The sequence below is a fragment of the Pyxidicoccus caerfyrddinensis genome (genome assembly GCF_010894405.1).
Classification (GTDB): Bacteria; Myxococcota; Myxococcia; order Myxococcales; family Myxococcaceae; genus Myxococcus; species Myxococcus caerfyrddinensis.
The window spans coordinates 1-4,464 of sequence record NZ_JAAIYA010000072.1 but is presented as its reverse complement, the minus strand read 5'-3'; the positions used below and the strand labels follow the sequence as shown (position 1 = coordinate 4,464).

1 protein-coding gene is annotated in these 4,464 nt (G+C 69.6%); it reads left to right on the top strand.

All coding sequences use genetic code 11. The features are described from left to right. The coding region (locus tag G4D86_RS51425; RefSeq protein ID WP_164003052.1) for a non-ribosomal peptide synthetase at nucleotides 1-4,464 on the top strand (4,464 nt) is incomplete at both ends.

Here is a 4,464-nt window from a genome sequence, read left to right as displayed (position 1 = left end):
CTCCGGGCGACAAGCGCCTGGTGGCCTACGCCGTGCCTCCTCCGGGAGCCCTGTCGCCCTCCGCCCCCGAGCTGCGTGACTTCCTCAAGACGAAGCTGCCCGAGTACATGCTCCCCTCGGCCTTCGTTCCCCTCCAGGCCCTCCCACTCACCTTCAACGGCAAGCTCGACAGGAAGGCGCTGCCGCCTCCCGAGCTCCAGGGGCTGGAGGAGGGCGATTCCTACGTCGCGCCTCGCACGCCCACCCAGCAGCTTCTTGCCTCGCAGTGGGGCCAGCTGCTGGGGCTGGCGCGCATCGGAGCCCGCGACAACTTCTTCGAGCTGGGTGGCCACTCCCTGCTGGCGACCCAGATCACTTCACGTATCCGCGGCACCTTCGGCGTGGAGTTGCCCATTGGTGCGCTCTTCGAGGCTCCCACCCTCGAAGCCCTCGCCGCCTCCATCGATGCGCTCGCGCGTCAGGGGCTCGGGCCGAAGCTGCCGCCCCTCCAGCCCATCGAGAGGACAGAAGCACTGCCGCTGTCCTTCGCGCAGCAGCGGCTGTGGTTCCTCGATCAGCTCGTGCCCGGCAGCGCGCTGTACAACATGCCCGCGCCGCTGCGCCTGGAAGGCACGCTGGACACCGCTGCCCTGGAGCGCAGCCTGTCGGAGTTGGTCCGCCGTCACGAGGTGCTGCGCACCTCCTTCCCTGAGGAGGCCGGCCAGCCGCTCCAGGTCATCGCCCCGCCCGCGCCGCTGCCGCTGGAGTGCGTGGACCTCAGTGCATTGCCCGCCGACGCGCGCGAGGCCGAAGCACGCCGGCTCATCGAAGCCGAGTGCCGCAAGCCCTTCTCGCTCGCGCAAGGGCCCTTGCTGCGCGCCCTCCTGCTGAAGCTGGCCAACGCCGAGCACGTGCTGCTGCTCAACGTGCACCACATCGCCTCGGATGGTTGGTCCGTGGGCGTGCTGGCTCGCGAGGTGGTCGCCCTCTACGAGGCCTTCTCGCAGGGCCGGCCCTCGCCCCTGCCCGAGCTGCCCGTGCAGTACGCCGACTTCGCTGCCTGGCAGCGTCAGTGGCTCCAGGGTGAGACTCTCGAAGCGCAGTTCTCCTACTGGCGCCAGCACCTCGCAGGTGCACCCCAGGTGCTGGAACTGCCCACCGACAAGCCGCGTCCCGCCACGCAGTCCTATCGCGGTGCCACCCTCTCACGGCTCATGCCCGCGACGCTTTCACAGGCGCTCAGTGCGCTCTGCCAGCGTGAAGGCGTCACCTCCTTCATGGCCCTGCTGGCCGGCTTCCAGTCCTTGCTGTCCCGCTACTCCGGACAGACGGACGTCGTCGTGGGCACCGACATCGCCGGCCGCACCCACGCCGACACCGAGGGCCTCATCGGCTTCTTCATCAACCAGCTCGTCATGCGTGGGGACCTCTCCGGTGACCCCACCTTCCGCGAGCTGCTGGGCCGCACGCGCAAAGCGACGCTGGGCGCCTACGCGCATCAGGACGTCCCCTTCGAAGAGCTGGTGCGCGTGCTCAACCCCGAGCGCAGCCTCGCCCACGCCCCCATCTTCCAGGTGAAGCTCGTGCTGCAGAACACCCCGACCATCGAGCTGCGCGTGCCCGGGCTCACCTTCCGCGGCGCGGAGAACGACACCGGCTCCTCCAAGTTCGACCTCACCCTCTCCATCCAGGAAGGCCCTGAGGGCCTGGCCTGCATGGCCAACTACAGCACCGACCTCTTCCTGGCCAACACCATGGCCCGGATGCTGGCGCACCTGCAGGTGCTGCTGGAGGCGGCTGTCGCCCACCCCGACACGCACCTGTCCTCCCTGCCCCTGCTTACCGAGGCTGAGCGGCGCCGTGTGTTGTTGGACTGGAACGACACGGACGCGCAGCTCCAGGACACGAGCGCCCACGCCCTCATCGAGGCTCAGGCGCGGCGCACCCCGGACGCCCCGGCCGTGCGCATGGGGGAGCGGTCCCTGACGTACCGCCAGCTCGATGAGCGCTCCAACCAACTGGCGCATCACCTGCGCTCGCTGGGTGTCGGCCCCGAAGTCCTCGTCGGCCTGTGCGTCGAGCGCTCCCCCGAGCTCGTCGTCTCCATCCTCGCCGTCCTCAAGGCCGGCGGTGCCTGGCTCCCGCTCGACCCCTCCTATCCCACCGAGCGGCTCGCCTTCATGCTGCGCGATGCCCGTCCTCCCGTCCTCCTCACCCAGGAGAAGCTCGCCGACGAGCTGCCCGTGCAGAGCGAGTTGCTCGTCCTTCTCGACTCCGAGTGGGACTCGCTCATCTCCCGCCAGCCCACCCACGCCCCCGACGTGAGCGTGCTGCCCGACAACCTCGCCTACGTCATCTACACCTCCGGCTCCACCGGCCGCCCCAAGGGCACCCTGCTGCGCCACCGCGGCCTGTGCAACACCGCTCGCAGCACCATCCACTCCATGCACTTGCGTCCCGGCGGCCGCGTTCTCCAGTTCGCCTCCATCGGCTTCGACGCCTCCGTCTGGGAAACGCTCCCCACCCTGATGGCAGGCGCAGAGCTGCACCTGGCCTCTCGGGACGAGTTGATGCCCGGCGCTCCGCTGCACCAACTCCTCCGCCAGCGCGCCATCACCGCCGCCACTCTCACCCCCTCCGTCCTCGCCCAGCTCGAGCCCCTGGGCCTCGAAGCCCTCCAGACGCTCACCTCCGCCGGTGAGGCGTGCACTCCGGAGCTCGTCGCCCGCTGGCAGCCCGGTCGGCGCTTCATCAACGCCTACGGCCCCACCGAGACCACCATCTGCGCCACCCTCGACGCCGAGGTGGACGCAGGGCGCATCACCATCGGCCGGCCTTTCGACAACGTGCGCGCGTACGTGCTGGACGCTTCATTGCGGCCGGTGCCCGTGGGCGTGCCGGGAGAGCTCTTCATCGGCGGTGCCGGCCTGGCTCGCGGCTACCTCGGCCGCCCGGAGCTCACCGCAGAGCGCTTCATCCCCCACCCCTTCTCCTCCACTCCCGGCGAGCGCCTCTACCGCACCGGCGACAAGGTCCGCTGGCTCGACAATGGCCAGCTGGACTACCTCGGCCGCATCGACTTCCAGGTGAAGCTGCGCGGCTTCCGCATCGAGCTGGGTGAAATCGAGTCCGTGCTCTCCTCCCACGCTTCCGTGCGCGAGGCCGTGGTGGCGCTGCGCGAGGAAAGGCTGGTGGCCTACGTCGTCACCCAGGAGGGCCAGTCCCTCGACGCGCTCTCGCTGCGCTCCTTCCTCCAGCAGCGGCTGCCCGAGTACATGGTCCCCTCGGCTTTCGTCGCCTTGGACACCCTGCCTCTGACAAGCAGCGGCAAGGTGGACAGGAAGGCCCTGCCCGCGCCGGACGGAGCGGTCGCAGCCAGCGCCGGGTATGTCGCTCCTCGCAACGAGACGGAGCAGCGGCTCGCAGCGCTCTGGAGCGAGTTGCTGCGTGTCGAGCAGGTGGGCCTCCACGACAACTTCTTCGAGTTGGGCGGCCACTCGCTATTGGTCACCCAGGTCGTCTCTCGCATCCGCGCCTCCTTTGGCGTGGAGCTGCCCCTGCACACGCTCTTCGAAGCGCCCACCCTCGAGGCACTGGCCCAGGCCGTGGAGGACTCTGCCCGCTCGGCTCGTTCGCTCGTCCTGCCGCCGCTGAAACCCGCCGACAGGTCGGGCGCACTGCCGCTGTCCTTCGCGCAGCAGCGGCTGTGGTTCCTCGATCAGCTCGTGCCCGACAGCGCGCTGTACAACATGCCCGCGCCGCTGCGCCTGGAAGGCTCGCTGGACACCGCCGCCCTGGAGCGCAGCCTGTCGGAGTTGGTCCGCCGTCACGAGGTGCTGCGCACCTCCTTCCCTGAGGAGGCCGGCCAGCCGCTCCAGGTCATCGCCCCGCCCGCGCCGCTGCCGCTGGAGCGCGTGGACCTGAGCGCCCTGCCCGCCAACGAGCGCGAGACCGAGGCACGCCGGCTCATCGAAGCCGAGTGCCGCAAGCCCTTCTCGCTCTCGCAAGGCCCCTTGCTGCGCGCACTGCTGCTGAAGCTCGACGACCAGCAGCACGCATTGCTGCTCAACGTGCACCACATCGTCTCCGACGGTTGGTCCATGGGCGTGCTGGCTCGCGAGGTAGTGGCCCTCTACGAGGCCTTCTCGCAAGGCCGGCCCTCGCCGCTACCCGAGCTGCCCGTGCAGTACGCCGACTTCGCTACCTGGCAGCGTCAGTGGCTCCAGGGTGAGACGCTCGAAGCGCAGTTCTCCTACTGGCGCCAGCACCTCGCAGGTGCACCCCAGGTGCTGGAACTGCCCACCGACAAGCCGCGTCCCGCCACGCAGTCCTATCGCGGTGCCACCCTCTCACGGCTAATGCCCGCGACGCTTTCACAGGCGCTCAGTGCGCTCTGCCAGCGTGAAGGCGTCACCTCCTTCATGGCCCTGCTGGCCGGCTTCCAGTCCTTGCTGTCCCGCTACTCCGGACAGACGGACGTCGTCG